The organism is Halolamina salina, from assembly GCF_042678005.1.
In the GTDB taxonomy this organism is placed as follows: domain Archaea; phylum Halobacteriota; class Halobacteria; order Halobacteriales; family Haloferacaceae; genus Halolamina; species Halolamina salina.
Genome location: NZ_JBHUDH010000011.1, coordinates 23330 through 43576, shown reverse-complemented (window position 1 = coordinate 43576; position 20247 = coordinate 23330). Strand labels below are relative to the sequence as shown.

Below are 20247 nucleotides of genomic sequence, written 5' to 3'. Positions count from 1 at the left end.
CGAACGGACGTGAGGGAAGGAGTCGGCTGGGGAGGCCTGAGGGCTGTGCGGGGCGGTCGCAAGTGGTCTAGCCCACTCCGCGGTCGTGTTTGCGGTCAGGTCACCGAATTCGGCGGTCCTGTTTGCCGTTGAAACACCGAACTCGGCGGTCGAGACACCGAACACCACTACTCCACCCTTCCACAACCGCTTTGCCCCCACGGAACGCCCTCCCAACCATGACCGACCGGCACGCGACCGTCGCCCGGGAGACGGCCGAGACCGAGATCGACTGCACGCTCACGCTCGACGGGAGCGGCGACAGCGAGGTCGACACCGGGATCGGCTTCCTCGACCACATGCTCGACGCCTTCGCCCGGCACGGCCTGTTCGACCTCGAACTGACCTGCGACGGCGACCTCGAGATCGACGACCACCACACGGTCGAGGACGTGGGGATCGTCCTCGGGCAGGCGTTCGACGAGGCGCTCGCGGATCGCTCGGGCATCCGCCGGTTCGCCGACCGCCGCGTCCCGATGGACGAGGCGCAGGCGAGCGTCGTCGTCGACGTCTCCGGTCGCCCGTACTTCCGGTTCGACGGCGCGTTCTCGCAGGAGACGGTCGGCGAGTTCACCAGCGTGCTCGCCCGCCACTTCGCGCGCTCGCTGGGCCAGCACGCCGGCCTCACGCTCCACTGTGAGATCGAGGGCGACAACGCCCACCACGAGGTCGAAGCCCTGTTCAAGGGACTCGCCCGCGCGCTCGACGACGCCACCCGGCTGGACGAGCGCCGGAGCGACACCCCGAGCACGAAGGAGACGCTCTAAGGCTCCCGTATCTCCCCGTCCTCGACGACGAGCCGTCCCTCCGACGCCGCGTGTGAGAGCACCGCGTCGATCTCCTCGCGTTCGAGGTCGTAGGCGTTCGCCAGCATCGACTCCGCCTCGCTGCGCTCGATCGGGAACGGCCGGTTCGAGAGCATCCGCATCGCCCGGCGGTAGCTCGGGGGCGTCCCCTCCCCGGTACCGGGTCGCGACCCCGCACCGTCGCCTGTTCCATCGCCACCCGCCTCACCGACACCTGCCTCACCACCACCCCCCTCACCGCCACCGCCCGACTCCGGACTCCCGCCCGAACTCATCGTGACCCCGCCCGTCGCGGGACCGGGATCGCTGTGCGCGCCCGTCGTGGACTGCGCTGCGGTCGAGTCGTCCGCCGCGTCGGCTGCCTCCGCACTCGCTCCGTCGCCGCCTTCGGCCCGCTCGATCAGCGGCTCCATCACGCGCAGCAGTTTCGTCTTGCAGTCCGGACAGAGCGCTACCGAGCGGTCGCCGCCGCCGAGGCGGGGCGGGACCACCGCGTACTCCCCGAGTTCGTCGGGCGCGCCACAGAAGTAACACGACTGGAGGTCGGCCATGGTCGGGTGTCGCCCCCGCCGGGGAAAAATCTGTGTCGTGTGGGCCGACCCGCCGCTTAAGGCCGGCGAGCGACGACCTCGGATACCGTGGACATCCCGCCGACCGAGACCACCGGCCGCTCGATCGTCGTCAAGCTGTTCCGACGCCACGGCGTCGAGAGCGAGTCGGTCACGTCGATCGCCGACGCCGTCGCGACCGTGAAAGCCGCGAGCGAGTTCGAGGAGGCGAAGATCCTGCAGGACGACGAGGTCGTCTACCACTCCGAGCGCAACGGGACGATCGAGGAGTGGGAGCGCGCGTGGGAACGCGAGAAGCGCCGACTCTCCGCCGAGGAGTCGGCGTGGGACTGCCCACACGGCGTCGAGCACTGCTACGAGGACGACCGCTGCATCGACTGTCAGATCGACCGCGCGGCCGGGAACACGCCCGCCCGATCGGCCGCCGAGCGAGGAGAGTGACTTTAACCCTGCCGCGCCCCCTTTCACGGTAACGTGTTCGACGAGATCATGGAGAAGTTCGAGGGGTCGCCCTCCCAGCAGGCGGTGGTGCGTCTGCTGCTCGAACGCGGCTTCTCGATCAACGACGAGGGGCGGGTCGTCTCCGGCGGCATCGAGATCCCCGACACGCAGATCGCCCGGGAGGTCGGCGTCGATCGCCGCGTCGTCGACTCCACCACGGAGGCGCTACTGGCGGACGACGAGCTCCGGGACATCTTCCAGAACATCTCGGCGGTGCCGAGCCTGATGGATCTCGCGCCCGTGCTCGACTTCACCGTCGTCCGGGTCAAACCGACCGACGCAGACGCCGCGGGCATCGTCGCCCGCGTCACCGAGATCGTCGCCGAGGAGGGGCACTCGATCCGGCAGGTGCTCTCGGACGACCCGGAGTTCGCCGACGAGCCGATGCTGTACCTGATCCTCGACGACGAACCGTCCGGCGACCTGCTGAAGCGGGTCCACGACCTGCCGCACGTCCGGGAAGTGAGCTTCTGAGATGGAGCCGTTCCGCACCGTCGCCGGCCGCGGGGAGGCCCGCTTCGAGATCCGCGGCTCGGAGTTCATCGGCCACGTCGACCGCGTCGACACCGTCGAGGCCGCGGAGGCGTTCGTCGACGCCGTCGACGCGGAGTACGACGACGCCACCCACAACGTCCCGGCGTACCGCGTCCCCGCGGGCGAGACCTCGCCGGACCGCGTGAACGAGGTCATGATCCGGGAGTACCAGAGCGACGACGGCGAGCCGACTGGCTCCTCGGGCAAGCCCGCGCTGAACGTGCTCCAGCAGCGCGAGATCCGGAACGTCGTCGCGGTCGTGACGCGCTACTACGGCGGGACGAATCTCGGCGTTGGCGGGCTGGCCCGCGCCTACTCCCGCGCAGTGAAGGAAGCCGTCGACGACGCCGGCGTCACCGAGGTCCAGCCGCGCCACCGCTTCACCGTCACCGTCGACTACGACGACTCCGGGACGGTTCGGGGGCTGCTCGAGGGCGCCGACTGCGAGTTCGACGCCGCGTACGAGGCCGAGGTCAGCTTCGACGTGTCGGTCCCGGTCACCGAGAGCGACGACCTGCGCGATCGCATCCAGTCCGCGACCAGCGGCCGGGCGCGAGTCGAGTAGCCGGCGGCTGTCGTCGGGGACCGGCGGTCGGCACGGAACAGGAAACTTATCCGCCCAACAGCCACTACTCGGGGTATGACCAGCGGCTCGCCCGAGAACGTCCTCTTCGTGGTGATGGACACGGTCCGGAAGGACCACCTCGGCCCGTACGGCTACGACCGTGACACGACGCCCGGCCTCGACGCGTTCGCCGAGGAGGCGACCGTGTTCGACAACGCCGTCGCGCCCGCGCCGTGGACGCTCCCGGTCCACGCCTCCATCTTCACGGGGATGTACCCCTCCCGCCACGGCGCCGATCAGGAGAACCCTTACCTCGAAGGGGCGACGACGCTCGCTCAGTCGCTCTCGGCGGCGGGCCACGACACCGCTTGCTACTCCTCGAACGCCTGGATCACTCCCTACACCCACCTCACCGACGGCTTCGACGATCAGGACAACTTCTTCGAGGTGATGCCGGGCGACCTGCTCTCTGGCCCGCTCGCCCGCATGTGGCAGGTGCTCAACGACAACCCCCGGCTCCGGAAGCTGGCGGACATGATCGTCAGCGCGGGCAACACCGCCCACGAGTACCTGAGTTCGGGCGAGGGCGCAGACTCCAAGACGCCGCGAGTGATCGACCGCACCAAGCAGTTCGTCGAGGACGCGGAATCGGGCGATGGCGACGGGTGGTTCTCCTTCATCAACCTCATGGACGCCCACCTGCCGTACCACCCGCCGGAGGAGTTCCGCGAGGAGTTCGCCCCCGGCGTCGACTCGAACGAGGTCTGCCAGAACTCGAAACTCTACAACTCCGGCGCACAGGAGATCGACGACGAGGAGTGGGACGACATCCGCGGGCTGTACGACGCCGAGATCGCCCACATCGACAGCCAGCTCACCCGGCTGTTCGACTGGCTGAAGGAGACGGGCCGCTGGGACGACACCGCGGTCGTGGTCTGCGCGGACCACGGCGAACTCCACGGCGAGCACGGTCTCTACGGCCACGAGTTCGGGCTGTACGATCCCCTCGTGAACGTCCCGCTGATGGTGAAACACCCCGAACTGGACGCGGACCGCCGTGAGGATACGGTCGAACTGCTCGACCTCTACCACACCGTGCTCGACACGTTCGACGCCGACGCGACCGCGACGGCGACCGAGGAGGAGGCAGTCGCGCTCGACCCCACGCGCTCGCTGCTCTCGGACTCCTACCGCGAGTTCGACCGGGCCGACGACCCGGACCCGGCCCAGCAGGCCGCGCCGTCGGGCGAGACCGGATTTATCGAGTACTCGCGCCCGGTGGTCGAACTCAAGCAGCTGGAGGAGAAGGCCGCCGACGCCGGGATCGAGCTCGACGAGGACTCGCGGTTCTACGCGCGGATGCGCGCGGCGCGCCGGGCCGACGCGAAGTACGTCCGGATCGACCGGATCGAGGACGAGGCCTATCGGCTGGACGAGGACCCCGGCGAGACGGAGAACCTCGCGGATTCGGATGACGAAGCGATCGATGAGGTGGAAGGCGAACTGGCGATCTTCGAGACCGAGATCGGCGGCGCGTGGACGAGCGCTGCTGCGGGTGAGGTCAGCGACGACTCGGTGGAGGAGATGGACGAGGAGATTCAGGAGCGGCTGCAGGATCTGGGGTATATGGAGTAGCTGGCGTTCGGGTCGATTGGTTTTCTTTGGGTGGTTCTTCGGTTAGGACGATCAGCAAGCAGCAACCGCATCTCGATGCTTGACCACTTGCGACCGCAGAGCGCCTCGCATGAAGCCCGGTGCAGTGCCGAGTCCCCTCCCCCCGCGGCCGGCGACCGTCGCCGTCATCAGAAATCAGAGATTTCTGATTGGCAGACGAGAGCTTCGCTCTCGTCGACGGCCGCGAGGCGTCCACCGCCACCGCACCGCTGTGGCGGTCGGCGCGCGACGTGAGCGCGACGGCGCGAACGAGCGCGCGAGGGACGAGCGACCGTAGGGAGCGAGTCGGCTGGGGAGGTTCGTGGGCTGTGCGGGGCGGTTGCGGTCACAAGAGGTCTAGTGTCGAGATGCCGTCGCCGTCGCAGAAGTCGCCGTCGCAGAAGTCGCCGTCGCAGAAGTCGCCGTCGCAGAAGTCGCCGTCGCAGAAGTCGCCGTCGCGAAAAGCAGAACCGAGACCAAAAACGAGGATATCCTCGCCGTATCCTACATGAAATCCGCAATCCCGCTCTGTTTGTTCTTGTCGTTCTCGAAGATCGACTCCAGCGACCGCTCCAGCACCTCCAACCGCTGTTTCGTGTAGTCCCGGCAGCCGTACTCCTCGGCGGCCTCGACGGCGATGTCCATGTACTTGTTCACGGAGCCGCGGTGGACGGTCAGCGTCATCCGGCCGCCGCACTCCCGGCAGTCGCTGGTCAGCGGCACCCGGCGGTACTTCTCGCCGCAGTCGAGACAGCGCGTCTCCTGCCGGGAGAACGCCCGGAGGTTCCCGATCAGGTCCGGCAGGAAGTGGTTCTCGATCACGCGCTCGGCCACGTCGGTCTGATCGACGGCCCGGAGCTTCCGGGAGAGTTCGAGTTGGGCGTCCATCTTCGTCTCCATGTCGCCGAGGGTCTTGTACGCCGAGAGGTCCGGCCCGAGCGCGAGGTCGGTGGTGTCATGGGTGTGGTCGAACCCGTGGTACTCGTCGTCGGTGCCGAGCGTGTCCTCGCCGATCTGGATCAGCTCCTCGACCTCCTCGGGGTCGGCCATCTCGAGGGTGGCCTCGTAGAACTCCTTGGGGTACTGCCGGACGATGTCCATGTTGTGCGCCTCGTCGTCGATCTCCGAGGGGTCGATCCGGGAGGACATCACCAGCGGGGCGTCCATCCGGCCGCCGCGCTGGTCGGGCAGGAACTCCTTCGAGAAGTTGAGCAGGCCGTCGAGCAGCAGCATGACGCAGTCCTCGTCGCCGTCGCAGTTGCGCCGCTTCGCAGCGTGGAAGTACGGATGCGCGTACCCGACGGCGGCGCTCGTGAACCCCACGACGCGCCCCACGACCGCCGCGGAGGTGTGCGGCGCCATCCCGAACACGAGTTCGCCGACCAGGTCGTCGCGCTCCTCGACCTCGTAGAACGGCTCCAGCCCGTAGAAGCGTTCGAGCAGGTCGTCGACGAAGTCCGCCGTACGCATCATGTGCTCGGCGGCGCCGTCGGGGAGCACGATGTCCTGCACCTTGAGTTCGACCAACTGGTCGTCGTGCTCCAGCGGCTCGCCGTCGATGTCGGTCTCGTAGCCGAGCCGGCGGAACTCCGCGGCGGTGGTGTCCAGTTCCTCGGGCCGGACCGAGGTGACCGGCAGGTCGGTCATGTCGTAGCGCACGGTCCCGTCCTTGAACGACGAGACGTCGTGTTTGGCTCGGAGGATCCCCTTCTCCATCGGTTCGGGGGTCTCGTTCGCCGACATCAGCCCCTGCACGCCCTTCAGGATCGAGAAGCTCCCCTCGCGCTCGCCGATGTTCTCGAGCGCGTCGTGGTACACGGAGTTGAGGTCGATGGTGCGCTCCTCGGGGCTCTCGACCTCCCACTCACAGCGCGGGCAGACGACGCGGCCGGACTCGTCCGGTTCGACCTCGACGCCGCAGTCGTCGCACTCGTAGTACGGCTCCGTGTGCGTCTCACACTCCGGACAGCGGTTCTCGTAGGTGTGCTCGCCGCAGTTCGGGCACTCGCGCTCGCCGAGGCTGACCTCGATCTGTCCCCGGCCGGCGGCGGTGCGCTCTGTGGCGGCTTTGGCCACGTCGCGCTGGCTGCCGCCGGCCTCGCCGATCGGGAACATCGTGTGGACCGCCGGCGAGAGGTCCCGGCTCTCGGACTTCTCCGGGCGGCCCATCCGGTTCCCGATCCGGGTGGGGGCGCGCTCCCGAACGGTGAAGGGGGCGATCTCGTTCACCGCCTCGATCGCGTTCGTCCCGGGCAGCGGGGGCGACTCTCTCGACGTGTCGGCGGCCGATTCTGTGGGGACCGAGTCGCTTGAGTCGTCCCGGACCGCCATCCCGCCGTCCGCGACTGCCTCGTCCTTCGCCGCCGCGTCGGCGCCCCACGTTCGCGCGCGCTCGCTCAGGTCCGCGGGAGTCCACTCCCGCTCCAGTTCCGTCGTCACGCCCAGCGAGCGCAGCAGCGGGCGGTACTCCGGCACGACCAGCGTCTCCTCGGTCGCGGTGTGCTCGACCAGCAGCCGTTCCAGCGCGCGCTGCACGTCGTCGCTCCGCGGCAGTCGGAGTTCGTCGTCCGCGATCTCGCCGTCGGCCGCCGCGGCCGCGAGCGCGTCGTACTCAGCGACGGAGATGTCGTGCCAGAGGTAGGTGTACTCCGGATGGAGCGGGCAGTCGTAGCGGTCGGCCCAGTCCAGCGCGGTTCGGGGGCCGGGGTCGTCGAGGTCGACGTGTGGGTCGTCCCGGAGCGCCTGCACGTCCGCGCCGGCGTCGTCGAACTCCTGTTCCCACCACTCGACGGCGTAGGAGGCCGGCGAGAGCGGGTGGTTGTTCTCGACGTACTCGCCGAAGTTGACGAGGTACTCGCCGAGGTCGAGGATCTCGTCGACGCCGTTGCGGATCTCCAGCGCCTCCTCGGGGTCGTCGATCCGCCGCACGTCGCCGTTCGCGAGGCGGACGGTCGGCCCCTCGATCGAGTCGACCGGGATGATGCCGGCGGCCTTCCCCGGCCGCTCAGTCTTGATCTGGGTCCCCGTCGCGAGGAAGTCGTCGACCAGATGCATCGTCGCGGGGTGGACGCCGGCGGTCGCGAAGCCGTGGTTGCGGGCCCGGCCGTACCGGAGCCTGAAGCCGCCGGACTCGGAGGGATGGCTGAACACCGGCCGCCCGGCGATCAGGTCCCGGAGGTACTTCGTCGCGGGCTCGTGCCGGACCGGCCCCTCGGACTCGGTTTCCTCTTCGTCGTCCTCGGCCTCCGCTTCCTCCTCGTCTTCCGCGTCCTCGTCGTCCGCAGCGTCGCCGCCCTCGTCGTAGTACGTCCCGTCGATGAGGTCCTGCAGCCACGGCCAGTCGACCTCGTCGAGCTGGCGGGTGTAGCGCTGGATCTTCGGCGCCTTCAGCGCGATCCCCTCGGCCATGACGAGACACATCCCGCCGCGGGCGGAGTTGGTGTCGACGCGCTCGAGGTCGCGGAAGCCGGAGACCTCCTCGTCGCCGGTCGCCTCGCCGTCGAGCATGATCGGCATGTGCTCGGCGATGAACTTCGTCTCCTTGTCCTTCGGCGTGTACTGGAGGCCGGTCTCCTTCTCGTACAGCGCGATCTCCTCGGCGTAACGTTCGATCTCGTCGTCGCGGGCGTGGAACTCCTCGATCCCGAGCAGCGAGCGGGCGTAGTCGGCGACGAGCACCGACAGTGCCTGTGCGGTCCCACCTGCGGAGCGGATCGGGCCGGCGTAGTAGACGTTGACGAACTCCGTCCCGTCGTCGTTTTCCAGTAGTTCCGCGCGGTCGATGCCCTCGATCGGCGCGGCGACGACACCCTCCGTGAGGAGGGCGACCGCGGTTCGGACCGCGCCCTCGATCTTCCCCTCGCGGCTGTCGTAGTCGCCGACGTTGCCGTCGACGAAGTCCTCGACGAGTTCGAGCGCGGCCTCCTCGCGGCTCATCTGTCCTTCGAGTTCCCGGACGCGCTCGGCGACGCCGGGGATGCCGAGGATGTTCTCGACGCGGTCGGCCATGTCCCGCGCGGTCGGGATCTCGATCTCCGTCTTTGGGTCCCGGCCCTGCTCGCGGGCGGCCTCCGCGCGCTCGAACGCGTCGTCGAGCTGGTCCTCCAGCCGCTCGAAGTACCGCTCGTCGTCGTCTCTCACCGCTTCTCACCTCGGAGTGTCGGGGTCACAGCCAGAGGTCCAGATCGGTCTCCTCGTCGTGTTCCCGCTCCAGCGGTTCCTCGAACGTCCGCATGTACACCTCGCCCGCGAACACCGTGCCGGCGTCGAGATGGCCCGCGAGCGCCTGCCCGCTCGGCCGCGAGAGCACGGCGTGGGTGTGCGCGAACCGCTCGCCGTCGAGGTAGGAGACGTTGCCCATGCAGGCCGCGACCTCCAGCGGCTCCTCGAACTCGACGGACTCGTACTCGCCCGCCTGCTGGTCGTAGAACCAGACGACGGCGTCCTGCACCGCGCCCATCGCGTTGAACCACGCCGCGTCGACGTCCTCCTCGACCGCCAGCGACTCGATCTCCTCGCGCCAGTCGGCGCCGGTCTCGAGCCGCGCGAGGAACTCGCGGTCGGGCGAGAGTTCGCGGTAATCCATACGGAAGTACAGCAGCGACGAGGACAAAAACCTCACCCCTGCCGCCTCGCTCCCGCTCGAACGACGGCGTCCGGCGCTCCCGTTCGGAATCGAGCGACGGAAGGGGAGTTCACGGTCCCGTGACTGCTCGGCGTTCGAAGCGGGCGGAAAAACGGCGGATCGACGGTCGAGAACGGGCGTGGCCGTTACGCCCACTCCTCGACGACCGGCGCGTCGGCCTCGGCTACCGAGATCCAGGCCTCCTCCCGGCCGAGATCCGCGATAACGAACTCGGCGTCGTCCAGCGAGCCCATCACGTCGTCGCCGCCGTGAACCGTGCCCGGTGCCATGGTACACTATCCCACGCACAGCGATATAAACCCGTCGAAACATTGAGGAGGGTTCACACGGCCGCCTTCCCCGTGCTCGAGGGGGTTCGTGTCCGTCAGAGCCGGACACGCGTTCGGCATCCGTGTTCGGGGTGTCACCTTCGGAATACGCGGCTGCCATCGCCGCGCACACCTTCGGAATACGCGGCTGCCAGTACCGCGCACACCTTCGCAGAGTACAAGAGGGGGCCAAGAGAAGGGAAACCCATGAAGGTTGCCGACGCCATGACGCCCGCGGAAGACCTCGTGACTGTCTCGCTCCCGGGCTCGCGCGACGACGCCCTCGAGTACCTGCAGGAACGGAAGTTCTCCTCCGTTCCCGTCGTCCGCGACACCGAGGCGGGCGAGCGCTACCGGGGGCTGGTCTCCCGGGACGACCTGATCGAACACCCCGACGAGGACGACCTCGCGATGCTGATGCGCGAGGTCCCGACCACGACCGCCGACGCGACGCTCCACGAGCTCGCGGCGCTGATGCTCTCGGCGGGCACCCGTCGCGTCCCGGTCGTCGACGCCACCGACGACGGGACGCTCGTGGGGATCGTCACCATCACGGACGTGATCCACGCGCTCGCCCGCGAGGAGGTCGGCACCGAGGCCGACGTTGGGGGCCTCTGTAACGGGACGGTCAACACCACCTACGCCGGGACGCCGCTCCCGGTCGCCGAGCGCGAGATCGGCCTCGCGGACGTGCCGTACACGGTCGTCCTCGGCGACGACGCGGAGATGACGGGGATGCTCACCGAGGTCGACATCGTCGCCGTCGCCGAGGTCGTCGAGGGCGAGGAGAACGCCGGCGCCTCGATGGCCGGCGACGACGAGGACTGGAAGTGGGAGAGCGTGCAGTCGGTCGGCAACCGCTACGTCCCCACGCGGAACGTCGAGTTCCCCGACGAGCCGGTTTCGACGTTCATGACCGAGGACGTGGTGACCGTCTCGAAGCGCAAGTCCGCCGTCGAGGCCGCACAGCTGATGATCACGAACGACATCGAACAGATCCCGGTCGTCAGCGGCGGCGAACTCGCCGGCGTGCTCCGGGACGTCCACCTGCTGGAGGCAGTCTGATGAGCGAACACGCCGACGTGACCGAGCTCGCCAAGCGCCGCGGCTTCTTCTTCGCCTCGGCGGAGGCCTACGGCGGCGCCGCTGGCTTCTACACGTTCGGCCCGGAGGGCGCGGCGCTCAAGCGCAACGTCGAGGCCGCCTGGCGCGACCGCTTCGCGCTCAAGGAGGACAACGAGGAGATCGCGGCGCCGACGATCATGCCCGAGCCCGTTTTCGAGGCGTCGGGCCACCTCGACACGTTCGACGACATGCTCGTCGAGTGCGCGGAGTGTGGCGAGTCCCACCGCGCGGACCACCTCGTCGAGGACGCGACCGACCTCGAGGACGCCGAGGCGCTCGACCCCGAGGAGGTCGCCGACCTGATCGCCGAACACGAGCTCACCTGCCCGGCCTGTGGCGCCGACCTCGGCGGCCAATCGGTCGAGGAGTTCAACCTCATGTTCGAGACGAGCATCGGTCCCGGCTCGGGCCAGCCGGGCTACCTCCGGCCCGAGACCGCTCAGGGCATCTTCGTGGAGTTCCCGCGGCTGAAGGAGTACGCCCGCGGGAAGCTCCCCTTCGGCGTCACCCAGATCGGCCAGGCGTACCGCAACGAGATCTCGCCGCGCCGTGGCCTGATCCGCGTGCGCGAGCTCACGCAGGCCGAACTGGAGACGTTCATCGACCCCGAGACCGACGAACCCGACCTCCAGAAGGTCGCGGACGTCGAACTCCGGCTCTACCCCGCGCCCGAGCAGGCCGAGGACGCGCCGGCCGCGGAGGGGTATCAGGAGTTGACCGTCGCCGAGGCTGTCGAGCAGAACGTGATCTCCTCGGAGTGGATCGCCTACTACCTCGGCGTCGCCCAGGAGTGGTACGAGCGGATCGGCGTCGACACCGAGAAGCTGCGCTTCCGCCAGCACCTCCCGGGCGAGCGCGCCCACTACGCCGCGGACTGCTGGGACGCCGAGGCGAAAGTCGAGAGCGCCGGCGGCGACTGGATCGAGATCGCCGGCTTCTCGACCCGGAGCGACTACGACCTCTCGAAACACGCCGAGGCCAGCGACGACAACTTCACCGTGTTCAAGCAGTACGACGAGCCGCGCACGGTCGAACGCCCGACGGTCGACCCCGACATGTCGACGCTCGGTCCCGAGTTCGGCGGCGACGCCGGCGCGGTCGCCGAGGCGCTCGCGGCGCTGGCCGAGCGCGACCCCGACGCGTTCCACGACGACGAAGTGACCGTCGCCGTCGACGGCGAGGAGTACACCGTCGACACCGACGTGGCGAACTTCGAGGTCGTCGAGGAGACCGAGGCCGGCGAGCACATCGTCCCCCACGTCGTCGAACCCTCCTTCGGTGTGGACCGGACCGTCTACACCCTAATCGATCACGGGCTCCAGCGCGACGAACTCGGCGGCGAACCCCGGGACTACCTCTCGCTCGCCCCCGAGATGGCGCCGACGGACGTGGCGGTGTTCCCGCTGGTCAGCAACCACGAGCCGCTGCTCGACACCGCCAGCGACGTGGTCTCGACGCTGCGTGACGCCGGCTTCGACGCGACCCGGGACGACTCGGGTTCGATCGGTCGGCGCTACCGCCGGCAGGACGAGGTCGGCACGCCGTTCTGTGTCACCGTCGACCGCGACGGGCTGGAGGACGACCCCACGACCGTCACGCTCCGGGACCGCGACACGGGCGCGCAGGCCCGCATCCCGGTCGGGGAACTGGTCGGCCAGCTCGAGGCGCTGCGCGACGGCGACGCCGACTTCGAGGCCGTACTGAGCCGGTACGAGACGGTCGAGACCGCGGACGAATGAGCGAACTCGGGCGCCGTGGCGTCCACGCCTCCGGGGTGGGGATTCCCGCGCTGTACCTGCTCGGCGTGGTCGACTGGCCGGAAGTGCGCCTCCTGCTCGTGGCGCTCTCGCTGGCGGTCACGGCGCTCGAGTTCGTCCGGCTCGTGCTCGACTACGAGTGGCCGCTGTTCGACACGCTGGCCCGCGAGTACGAACGCGACAACGTCGCTGGCTACGCGCTGTACGCCTACTCCCAGACGGTCGTGGCGTTCGTGTTCACCCCTGCGGTGGCGCTCCCGGGGATGCTGATGCTCATCGTCGGCGACCCCGTCTCGGGCTATCTGGGCGACAACGACGCGGGCAGCGCCAAACAGGCGGGTGTCCTCGGCGTGATGTTCCTCGTTTGCTTCGCGCTGGCGGCGCCGTTTACCGCCGCGGTGACGCCGCTGCCGATCGGCCTCGCGGCCGCCGCCGCGGGCGCCGCGGGCGCGACGCTGGCCGACGGCGTGAAACCGGTCGTCGCGGGCTACGTCGTCGACGACAACGCCACCATCCCCCCGGCGGCCGCGATCGGGATCACGCTCGTGTTCGTCGCCGTCGGCCCGGGCCTGTCGGCCGCACTCGGGCTCTGAGCGGGCGGCGCGATCTCCAGTCGAAACGGAGGGGTGTGAGAGCCGAGCCCACGGGGAGTTTTCGCTCGTTCTTTTTCAACGTCGGGCGTCGGGAGTGCGTCCCGTAGTCGTTCGTTTTTCGGTTTTCGAGGGGTCGATCGCGTTTTCATTCCCTTCTCCCTGCTCGCGGCTCACTCCGTTCGCCGCTCGTCTACGAGGCCGTTTGCCGTCGCGCCACAGGCGCGACGTTTTCCGGCCTCGCCCCGAGAGTTTTTGACCGAGAACGCCCCACTCCCAGTAGTGGCAGAGACGACGCGACGGTTCTTCCCGTACGACAGCCCCTACCCCAACCAGGGCGAGGCGATGACTCGCATCGCCGCCGCGCTGGACGACGGCGACGACGTGCTGTTCGAGGGGGCACCCGGGACTGGCAAGACGCTCTCGGCGCTCGTGCCCGCGCTCGAGCACGCCCGTGAGGAGGACCGCACCGTCGTCATCACGACCAACGTCCACCAGCAGATGCGCCAGTTCGTCGAGGAGGCCCGCGCGATCAACGACGAGGAGGACATCCGCGCAGTAGTGTTCAAGGGGAAGTCCTCGATGTGTCACATCGATGTCGACTATCAGGAGTGTCAGACGCTGCGTGACACCACCCGCGAACTGGTCGAGGACGAGGCCGAGAAGCGCGAACTCGAGGTCCAGCAGCGGGAACTGCTCGACGCCAGCCGCGAGGGCGACGCCGCGGCCGCCCAACGCCGCGAGGCGGTGATGGAGGAGTTGGAGGCGGTCGAGGACCGCATCGAGGACGTCGAGAGCGCCAACGTCTGCGAGCACTACCGGAACAACCTCCTCGGCGACAACGAGGAGTTCTACGAGTGGCTGTACGAGGGCGTCCGCACGCCCGAGGAGATCTACGAGTACGCCGACCGGAACCAGCTCTGTGGCTACGAACTGCTGAAGGAAGGGATGGAGGCGGTCGATCTCGTGGTCTGTAACTACCACCACCTGCTCGACCCCAACATCCGCGAGCAGTTCTTCCGGTGGCTCGACCGCGAGCCGGAGCGCGTGGTCACGGTGTTCGACGAGGCTCACAACATCGAGTCCGCCGCGCGGGATCACGCCAGCCGGAGCCTCACCGAGAACACGCTCGACAGCGCGCTCGACGAACTCGACGACCGCGAGGACTCCCGGGCCGACGCCGCCGAGAACGTGATCGGCGCGTTCCGCGACGCGCTGGTCGACGCCTACGAGGACGGGTTCGAGTACGGCGAACGCGAGGGGATCGACGAGCACTGGCACGACGTATCGATCGCCAACGACGACGCCCGCGACGATCTCACGCTCGCGTTCCTGCGGAACTACGAGGGCCGGGGGATCGAGACGGAGACGGAGCTCGCAGTCCAGTTGGGCGAGGCGATCGACGAGGAGTACGAGGAGGCGTACAAGAACGGCGAGGCGACCTCCCGCGCCGAGAGTTCGACGCTCGCGGCCGCCCGGTTCGTCGCGACGTGGATGGAGGAGAACGCCGAACTCGGCCAGTACCCAGTGGTCTCGGTCCGCCGGGACGAGGGAACCGACGAGATCTACGGCCGCGCCGAACTGTACACCTGCATCCCCCGCCGCGTGACCGAGGCGCTGTTCGACGAGGTGTACGCGAGCGTGCTGATGTCCGCGACCCTCCGGCCGTTCGACGTGGCCGCGGACGTGCTCGGCCTCGACGACCCCGTGACGATGGCGTACGGGCTGGAGTACCCCGAGGAGCACCGCCGAACGTACGCCGCCGGCACCCCCGCACTGTTCGCCAGCGACCGCGGCGACCCCGAGGTACAGGAGTCGGTGTCGGCGCTCGTCTCGGACGTGGTGGAGTTCACGCCCGGGAACACGCTGCTCTTTTTCCCGTCCTACAGCGAGGCCGAGCGCTACTACCAGCGCCTCGGCGGCGGCGGGGGGCGAGCCGTCGGCGACGCCGACGCCGGCGACGCGGAACTGTTGCTCGACGGGTCGGACGTGGACACCGAGGAACTCCGCGAACGCTTCGTCGAGGGCGAGCACGCGGCGCTTTTCACCTCGCTGTGGGGGACGCTCGCGGAGGGAGTGAGCTTCGACGGCGACGACGCCCGGACCGTCGTGTTCGTCGGCGTCCCCTACCCCCACATCGACGACCGACTGGAGGCCGTCCAGGACGCCTACGACCGCGCCTACGGCGGCCGGGACAACGCCGGCTGGCGCTACGCGGTCGAGATTCCGACGGTCCGCAAGACCCGGCAGGCGCTGGGGCGGGTGATCCGCTCGCCGGAGGATTTCGGCGTCCGCGTGCTCGCGGACAAGCGCTACACTCGCGCGGACATGGGGCGGTTCTCGGTCCGGGACACGTTCCCCGAGGAGGAGCGCGACGAGCTCATCGACATGAACCCGGAGAAGCTGAAGTTCGGGATGCTGAACTTCTACGGCGACCGCGACGCGTACGACGGCGCGCCGCCGCAGCCCTAACACGGCTGTCGTAACGTATTTACCACCCCTACCGAAAGAACCAGTCACAGTCGATCGCCGCTGGGCAGGTACGAGCGGTCGTCGCCCCGTCGAAGGCGGGTCGCGACGGCCGTTCGTGGGCACTCTCGCCGCCGTCCTGTCGAGTACGACCAGCGCCGCCTTTATCCGGCTCCTCCATGTAGTGGGTCGCGCATGGCCACTCAACCCTCCGACCCCGACAGCGTTCAGGAGAACTGTGCGGACTGTGGCGGGGAGACGCTCCACGACGTCCGGGTCGAGATCCGGACCGAGAGCGATCAACAGGAGAACTCCGAGTTCTCCCGCGAGCCCTACCGCGTCTCCGTCTGCCAGACGTGTGGGTCCGAGACGGCGACGCGGATGAACAACGCCTAACTACCGGCTGAGTGGCTGTCGGACGGGTGTGGGGTCCCGTCGAGTTTCACCACGCCGGTCTGCGTCGGAACGGCGCCGCTGGCACCGTCGTTTTTCGGTAAAACTCGGAAGCCGACGGCTTACCCAAACAGCCCGTCGGTCAGCAACTCGTAGCCGTCCTCGGTCACGATCAGGCTGTGCTCGGCCTGCGAGATCAGCCGCCCCTCGTCCTCCTGCAACACGGGGTAGCCCGTGATCGCGCCGTCGGCTTTCAGCCGGCGCAGCGCCATCCCCGGCCGCGGGCTGTCGAGCCAGCGCTGGGCGAACGGCAGCCCGTCGAACTCGCCCGTGATCTGCTCCATCGCTTGCCGTGCTGCGCGGTCCCGGACCGAGCGCTCCTCCTGCAGTTCGAAGATCTGCTCGTGGCTCCCCTCGCCGACCTTCCCGCTCCCGTCGGTGGCGAACGGCTCGATGGCGATCACCTGTCCGGCCTGCAGTTCGGCGGAGCGGTCCATCCCCCGGTTCGGGATCGTCGGCCCCGTGTGGGCGTCGTAGCGCTCCAGCCCGTGACCGGAGAGATTGAGCACCGGCGAGTAGCCGTAGCCGTCGATCACGTCCTCGATGGCCTGCCCGACGACGCCGACCTCGGCGCCGGCTTCGACCTCGTCCAGCGCCGCCTCGAGCGCCTGCTCGGCGGCCTCGACCAACTCGTCGCTGCCCGAGAAGTCGACGGTGACCGCCGCGTCGGCGATGTAGCCGTCGACGTGGACGCCGACGTCGAGACAGACCATGTCGTCCTCGCCGAACACCGTCTCGTCGTCGGCCTCGGGGGTCGCGTGGGAGGCCTCGTTGTCGACGCTGATGTTGACGGGGAACGCCGGCTCGCCGCCGAGTTCCACGATCCGCTCCTCGGCGGACTCCGCGACTTCGAGGTGGGTCGCGCCGGGTTCGACCAGCTCCTTCGCTTCGTCCATCACCTCGACGAGGATCTCGCCGGCCTCCCGATGCTTCTCGACTGCCTCCTCGCTCAGATCGCCGTAGCTCATGGCTGTTCGGTTGGCCTGTTCGCGGCAAAGAGGTTCCGGCACGGGCACGCCGGGCTGCTGACCGAACGCTACCGCGTCGCCGTACTCGTCTGCATCCCGTCGGAGTTGAACGCCGCACCCGTCCCCTCCTCGTCGCAGACGATCACGCCGGCGGAGGAGCCGGTAAGCTCGTCGAACTCCGCGATCGCGTCCTCGGCGGCGGTCTGTGCGTCGGCGCCCGCTTCGAGTTTGTCGACCGCGCGCTGGCTCAGCGTCACCTTCGCGATGTCCTCGCCGGCGCCCGTCGCTGAGGCGCCGCCGGCCGGCGTGCAGTAGAACCCCGAGCCGACCTGCGGCACGTCACCCACGCGCCCCGCGAGCGCCCACGACCGCCCGCCCGTAGAGGTCGCGGCGGCGAACTTCCCGTCCTCGAACGCGACCGCGCCGACGGTGTCGTGCCCGCCGAAGCGCTCCTCGAGCCAGTCGAGGTGGGCTTTCGGCCCGGCCTCCGGCGGGTCTTCGTCCTCGTACGACTCGCGTTTCTCCGGGGTGAGCAGATCCACGTCGGTCTCGACGCCGAACTCCGCGGCGAGGTCGACGGCGTGCTCGCCGCTGACGAAGATGTGGGGCGTCTCCTCCAGCACGACGCGAGCGGCCGAGATCGCGTCCCGAACGCCGTCCATGCTCGCGACGGCACCCGTCTCGCGGTCGGAGGTCATCAGCCCGGCGTCGGTCCGTACCCGGCCGTCGGACTGCACTGCGCCGCCGTAGCCGGCGTTGAAGCGGTCCGACGCCTCGAGCACGTTCACCGCGGCCTCGACGGCGTCGACGGGGTCCGATTCGGCCGCGCCCGCCTCGGCGGCGTCGTCGAGCACCGCCTGTCGGGGTTCGGGTTCGTCGGGCTGGCTGCCGGCGCCGCCGTGGACGATGATTTGCATGGGAGAGTGGGCGGCGGGCCGACCCATCAATCCACGGGAAACGGCCGCGGACGCCGGAACGCTCCCACGGCGGGTTCACTCCCCGTCCCGGATCGAGCCGAGGGCGTCCGCCGCCTTCGTCCGCACGTCGTCGCTCGGATCCGACTCGGCCAGCCGCGACAGTTCGGGAACGGACGCCTCGTCGCCGACGAAGCCGAGCATCCCTGCCGCCTCCTTCCGGACGAGGTAGTATTCGTCGTCGAGCGCGGCCCGGATGCGGGGGAGTCGATCCTGCAGCAGCGTCGGCTCCTCCATTCCGAACTCGTACAGCGTGAACGCGCCGCGGTACCGGAGCCGCTCGTCGTCGCTCGCGAGCAGTCCGGCGGCGGTGTCGGCCAGTTCCTCCCGGCGCGGGACCGGGTGGCCGTGGACCGACCGGTACTCCTCGGCCACGTCGCTCAGCGCCGCGGCCGCGACGTGGCGGACCGTCCGGTCGTCGTGTTCGAGGAGCGCGAGCAGCGCGTCGAGGCGGTCTTCGTCGACGATGACCGTCGACGCCAGCGCCCAGCCGACCTCCCCGACCGCAGTGTACCGCCGGCCGTCGGCGTCGAACTCCGGGTACTGGCGCTCGTGGACCCCGACGAGTTCGACGAGCGCCGCGGGGTCGAGATGGTCGGTGACGACCGACGCGCAGACGGCGAACGCGACCGTTCGCGGGATGATCACCTCGTCGTCGAGTCCCGGCGTGAACCCGACGGAGCGTTCGAACAGGTCGAGTTCCCACTCCCGGAGTTCGGCGGCGTCGACGGCAGCCGACACGTCGCGGCCGGCCAGCGCGAGCAAACCGAGCGCCTCCGCACCGGCGATCCGCTCCTCGGCGACGTCGGCGCGCAGGCAATCGACGAGCGCGTCGAGGTCGGCCTCTCCCGGCGACGTTCGCGCCGCGTCCCGGAGCGACGCGGTGCGGTCGGTGACGGTCATCCCCGTCGGTAGCAGCGACCGGACCAACAAAAACCCGCCCCCGGATCTACCATCCTGACAACTGAAACGGCAGGCATTTGGGTTCGCTCTGAGACGGTAATCGTGCTATGAGCTACGAGCACATCGAACCCCCCGAGTCGGGGTCGAAGATCACGCTCGCCGACGAGGAGTCCGGCGAACTCGACGTGCCGACCGACCCGATCATCCCGATCATCCACGGCGACGGGATCGGCAAGGACGTGGGGCCGGCCGCACAGGACGTGCTGACCGCCGCCGCCGAGGCGACGGGTCGGGACGTGAACTGGATGGAAGTGTATGCCGGCGAAACCGCCCGCGAGAAGTACGACGAGAACCTCCCCGACGAGACGGTCGAGGCGATCGAGGAGCACCGCGTCGCGATCAAGGGGCCGCTGACGACGCCGGTCGGCGCCGGCTTCCGCAGCCTCAACGTCGCGCTGCGTCAGACGCTCGACCTGTACGCGAACGTCCGACCGACCTACTACCTCGACGGCGTCCCGTCGCCGATGAAGGCGCCCGAGGAGATGGACATGGTCACGTTCCGGGAGAACACCGAGGACGTGTACGCCGGCATCGAGTGGGAGGCCGGCACCGAGGAGGTCGAGCAGGTCCGGGACTTCGTCGAGGACGAGATGGGCTTCGACGACGTGATGCACGACGGCCCGATCGGCATCGGCATCAAGCCGATCTCCGAGAAGGGCTCCAAGCGCCTCGTGCGCGAGGCGATCGACTACGCCATCGAGAACGACCGCGACAAGGTCACGCTGGTCCACAAGGGGAACATCATGAAGTTCACCGAGGGCCAGTTCGGTGACTGGGGGATGGAGGTCGCCGACGAGGAGTACCCCGACGACGAGGTCTTTGCGGCGCCCGACTCGCTGTGGGAGGAGCAGGACGAGGTCGACATTCCCGAAGATGCGGTCATGGTCGAGGAGCGCCTCGCCGACGCGATGCTCCAGTGGATGCAGCTCCGCACCGACGAGTTCGACGTGCTCGCGATGCCGAACCTCAACGGCGACTACCTCTCCGACGCCGCGGGCGCCCAGATCGGCGGCCTCGGCATCGCGCCGGGCGCCAACTTCGGCTTCGGCCGCTGTCTCGCCGAGCCCGTCCACGGCTCCGCGCCCAAGCGCGCCGGGCAGGACAAGGCGAACCCGACCGCGCTGATCCTCTCGGGCCGCCTGATGTTCGAGTACCTCGGCTGGGACGACACGGGTCAGCTGATCCGCGACGCCGTCGAGAAGACGATCGACGAGGGGACGGTCACCTACGACCTCGCGCGCCAGCGCGAGGACGCCGAGGAGGTCTCGACGACGGAGTACGCCGAGACCGTGATCGACAACATCGAGAAGCTGTCGTAGACAGCTTCT

General features: G+C 69.0%; 19 protein-coding genes. 11 read left to right on the top strand and 8 right to left on the bottom strand.

The features are described from left to right. A partial coding sequence (locus ACFR9S_RS01430; protein ID WP_379817858.1) for a hypothetical protein occupies positions 1-201 on the bottom strand: 201 nt, incomplete at its 3' end. A gap of 17 nt (positions 202-218) precedes the next feature. On the opposite strand from ACFR9S_RS01430, the gene hisB reads away from it, so the two are divergent. Continuing rightward, complete coding sequence (gene hisB, locus ACFR9S_RS01425) at positions 219-806, top strand: imidazoleglycerol-phosphate dehydratase HisB (protein ID WP_379731230.1); 588 nt, start codon at positions 219-221, stop codon at positions 804-806. Here the strand turns inward: hisB and ACFR9S_RS01420 are convergent. Continuing rightward, on the bottom strand, positions 803-1396 hold the full coding sequence (locus ACFR9S_RS01420; protein ID WP_379731231.1) for a hypothetical protein: 594 nt from the start codon (positions 1394-1396) through the stop codon (positions 803-805). The two genes, hisB and ACFR9S_RS01420, sit on opposite strands and share 4 nt — an antisense overlap. 87 nt (positions 1397-1483) lie before the next feature. Here ACFR9S_RS01420 and ACFR9S_RS01415 point away from each other — a divergent pair, with 87 nt between their 5' ends. From ACFR9S_RS01415 to ACFR9S_RS01400, 4 genes are all read left to right on the top strand, one after another. After that, positions 1484-1855, top strand: a complete 372-nt coding sequence (locus ACFR9S_RS01415; protein WP_379731232.1) for a hypothetical protein — start codon at positions 1484-1486, stop codon at positions 1853-1855. 33 nt (positions 1856-1888) lie between these two features. Next, positions 1889-2389 carry an amino acid-binding protein gene (locus ACFR9S_RS01410; protein WP_379731233.1) on the top strand — a complete coding sequence of 167 codons (501 nt, stop codon included), beginning with the start codon at positions 1889-1891 and terminating at the stop codon, positions 2387-2389. A gap of 1 nt (position 2390) precedes the next feature. Then, positions 2391-3014 (top strand): IMPACT family protein, encoded by a 624-nt coding sequence (locus ACFR9S_RS01405; RefSeq protein WP_379731234.1) that lies wholly within the window; start codon positions 2391-2393, stop codon positions 3012-3014. A gap of 75 nt (positions 3015-3089) precedes the next feature. Beyond that, positions 3090-4649, top strand: a complete 1560-nt coding sequence (locus tag ACFR9S_RS01400) for a sulfatase (protein WP_379731235.1) — start codon at positions 3090-3092, stop codon at positions 4647-4649. Positions 4650-5171: 522 nt separating this feature from the next. On the opposite strand, the gene ACFR9S_RS01395 is transcribed toward ACFR9S_RS01400, so the two are convergent. The 3 genes from ACFR9S_RS01395 to ACFR9S_RS01385 form a co-directional block, all read right to left on the bottom strand. Next, a complete protein-coding gene (locus ACFR9S_RS01395; protein WP_379817856.1) occupies positions 5172-8807 on the bottom strand; it encodes a DNA polymerase II large subunit in 3636 nt (1211 codons plus the stop codon). Between the two features lie 25 nt (positions 8808-8832). Beyond that, on the bottom strand, positions 8833-9252 hold the full coding sequence (locus ACFR9S_RS01390) for a PPC domain-containing DNA-binding protein (RefSeq protein WP_379731238.1): 420 nt from the start codon (positions 9250-9252) through the stop codon (positions 8833-8835). A 185-nt stretch (positions 9253-9437) separates the two neighbouring features. After that, positions 9438-9581 (bottom strand): DUF7556 family protein, encoded by a 144-nt coding sequence (locus tag ACFR9S_RS01385; RefSeq protein WP_202594626.1) that lies wholly within the window; start codon positions 9579-9581, stop codon positions 9438-9440. Positions 9582-9827: 246 nt separating this feature from the next. Between ACFR9S_RS01385 and ACFR9S_RS01380 the strand changes: the two genes are divergently transcribed. The 5 genes from ACFR9S_RS01380 to ACFR9S_RS01360 all read left to right on the top strand — a co-directional run bounded on the left by ACFR9S_RS01380 (position 9828) and on the right by ACFR9S_RS01360 (position 15957). Then, complete coding sequence (locus ACFR9S_RS01380; protein WP_379731239.1) at positions 9828-10685, top strand: CBS domain-containing protein; 858 nt, start codon at positions 9828-9830, stop codon at positions 10683-10685. Beyond that, positions 10685-12484 (top strand): glycine--tRNA ligase, encoded by a 1800-nt coding sequence (gene glyS, locus ACFR9S_RS01375; protein WP_379731240.1) that lies wholly within the window; start codon positions 10685-10687, stop codon positions 12482-12484. Before ACFR9S_RS01380 ends, glyS begins: the two co-directional genes overlap by 1 nt. Continuing rightward, positions 12481-13095, top strand: coding sequence for a dolichol kinase (locus ACFR9S_RS01370; protein WP_379817854.1), 615 nt, complete (start codon positions 12481-12483; stop codon positions 13093-13095). The genes glyS and ACFR9S_RS01370 overlap by 4 nt, the downstream gene beginning before the upstream one ends. A gap of 279 nt (positions 13096-13374) precedes the next feature. Then, positions 13375-15564, top strand: a complete 2190-nt coding sequence (locus ACFR9S_RS01365; protein WP_379817851.1) for an ATP-dependent DNA helicase — start codon at positions 13375-13377, stop codon at positions 15562-15564. A 192-nt stretch (positions 15565-15756) separates the two neighbouring features. Further along, complete coding sequence (locus ACFR9S_RS01360; RefSeq protein WP_379731920.1) at positions 15757-15957, top strand: DUF7835 family putative zinc beta-ribbon protein; 201 nt, start codon at positions 15757-15759, stop codon at positions 15955-15957. A gap of 119 nt (positions 15958-16076) precedes the next feature. On the opposite strand, the gene map is transcribed toward ACFR9S_RS01360, so the two are convergent. The 3 genes from map to ACFR9S_RS01345 form a co-directional block, all read right to left on the bottom strand. Next, entirely contained in the window at positions 16077-16982 is a 906-nt protein-coding gene (gene map / locus ACFR9S_RS01355; RefSeq protein WP_379731921.1) for a type II methionyl aminopeptidase, read from the bottom strand. Between the two features lie 68 nt (positions 16983-17050). Further along, positions 17051-17899 carry an isoaspartyl peptidase/L-asparaginase gene (locus tag ACFR9S_RS01350; RefSeq protein ID WP_379817849.1) on the bottom strand — a complete coding sequence of 283 codons (849 nt, stop codon included), beginning with the start codon at positions 17897-17899 and terminating at the stop codon, positions 17051-17053. A gap of 75 nt (positions 17900-17974) precedes the next feature. Beyond that, a complete protein-coding gene (locus ACFR9S_RS01345; protein WP_379817847.1) occupies positions 17975-18859 on the bottom strand; it encodes a HEAT repeat domain-containing protein in 885 nt (294 codons plus the stop codon). 107 nt (positions 18860-18966) lie between these two features. Between ACFR9S_RS01345 and icd the strand changes: the two genes are divergently transcribed. After that, complete coding sequence (icd, locus tag ACFR9S_RS01340) at positions 18967-20238, top strand: NADP-dependent isocitrate dehydrogenase (RefSeq protein ID WP_379732421.1); 1272 nt, start codon at positions 18967-18969, stop codon at positions 20236-20238. Positions 20239-20247: the final 9 nt, after the last annotated feature.

Coding starts and splice junctions, on each gene's coding strand:
- hisB (WP_379731230.1), top strand. CDS start 219: ATGACCGACCGGCACGCGACCGTCGCCCGGGAGACGGCCGAGACCGAG.
- ACFR9S_RS01420 (WP_379731231.1), bottom strand. CDS start 1,396: ATGGCCGACCTCCAGTCGTGTTACTTCTGTGGCGCGCCCGACGAACTC.
- ACFR9S_RS01405 (WP_379731234.1), top strand. CDS start 2,391: ATGGAGCCGTTCCGCACCGTCGCCGGCCGCGGGGAGGCCCGCTTCGAG.
- ACFR9S_RS01400 (WP_379731235.1), top strand. CDS start 3,090: ATGACCAGCGGCTCGCCCGAGAACGTCCTCTTCGTGGTGATGGACACG.
- ACFR9S_RS01390 (WP_379731238.1), bottom strand. CDS start 9,252: ATGGATTACCGCGAACTCTCGCCCGACCGCGAGTTCCTCGCGCGGCTC.
- ACFR9S_RS01385 (WP_202594626.1), bottom strand. CDS start 9,581: ATGGCACCGGGCACGGTTCACGGCGGCGACGACGTGATGGGCTCGCTG.
- ACFR9S_RS01380 (WP_379731239.1), top strand. CDS start 9,828: ATGAAGGTTGCCGACGCCATGACGCCCGCGGAAGACCTCGTGACTGTC.
- glyS (WP_379731240.1), top strand. CDS start 10,685: ATGAGCGAACACGCCGACGTGACCGAGCTCGCCAAGCGCCGCGGCTTC.
- ACFR9S_RS01370 (WP_379817854.1), top strand. CDS start 12,481: ATGAGCGAACTCGGGCGCCGTGGCGTCCACGCCTCCGGGGTGGGGATT.
- ACFR9S_RS01360 (WP_379731920.1), top strand. CDS start 15,757: ATGGCCACTCAACCCTCCGACCCCGACAGCGTTCAGGAGAACTGTGCG.
- map (WP_379731921.1), bottom strand. CDS start 16,982: ATGAGCTACGGCGATCTGAGCGAGGAGGCAGTCGAGAAGCATCGGGAG.
- ACFR9S_RS01350 (WP_379817849.1), bottom strand. CDS start 17,899: ATGCAAATCATCGTCCACGGCGGCGCCGGCAGCCAGCCCGACGAACCC.
- ACFR9S_RS01345 (WP_379817847.1), bottom strand. CDS start 18,859: ATGACCGTCACCGACCGCACCGCGTCGCTCCGGGACGCGGCGCGAACG.
- icd (WP_379732421.1), top strand. CDS start 18,967: ATGAGCTACGAGCACATCGAACCCCCCGAGTCGGGGTCGAAGATCACG.